This window comes from Metamycoplasma neophronis (assembly GCF_006491995.1).
Taxonomy (GTDB): Bacteria; Bacillota_I; Bacilli_A; order Mycoplasmatales; family Metamycoplasmataceae; genus Metamycoplasma; species Metamycoplasma neophronis.
Genome location: NZ_VHHP01000019.1, coordinates 1 through 729, shown reverse-complemented (window position 1 = coordinate 729; position 729 = coordinate 1). Strand labels below are relative to the sequence as shown.

1 protein-coding gene is annotated in these 729 nt (G+C 66.0%); it reads right to left on the bottom strand.

Annotated features, from left to right (window positions below):
* Positions 1 to 729, bottom strand: a 729-nt coding sequence (locus FJR74_RS08290; protein ID WP_211333936.1) for a DinB/UmuC family translesion DNA polymerase, incomplete at both ends; no start/stop codon positions are given.

The following is a 729-nucleotide window of genomic DNA, read 5'->3' as shown; positions in this document are numbered from 1 at the left end:
GGGCGACGTCATCGCCGACCCGCCACATCGTGGCGTCGTGCGCGGCCGGCACGACCGCTCCCGGTGTTTCGACGTAATGCGCTGCCGCCGTTTCCTGCGTCAAGTCCGAGTCGGCAAACAACGACTCCTGGCGAATGTCGCTCAAACCCGAAAACCCAACACCCAGAAGACGAATTGGCCCGATTTGCAGTGGATCCGGCAGCAGCCGGCGGGCCACCGTAAACAGCGCGCCGGCGTCGGTCGTCGGGTAGGGCATCGTCGCCGAGCGGGTTAGCGTGCTCATGTCGGATTTCTTTAGCTTCACCGTGATGGTGCGGGCGCCGCGGCCGTCGCGCAGCAGGCGTTGGTGCGCGTGCTCAGCGATGGAGTCGATCGCCTCGTGCAATTGCTCCATGGTGGTCAGATCGACGGCGAACGTGGACTCGGCGCTGATTTGCTTGGCTTCGGCGCGCTCCACCACTGGGCGGTCGTCGATGCCACGGGCCAGCCGGTGCAGCGCGGGCCCAATCGTCGCGCCTAGGATGTTGGCCGCCTCGGCATCGCTCAGCGCGGCCAGCTGCCCGATCGTCTCGATGCCGAGCCGATGCAGCTTTTCCTCGGCGACCGGGCCGATGCCCCACAGCCGTCGTACCGGCAATCCGCTGAGAAGCGCTTGCTCTTCAGCGTGCCGGACTACCCGAATGCCGTCGGGTTTGGCCAGACCAGAAGCAATCTTGGCGATCTGCTTGC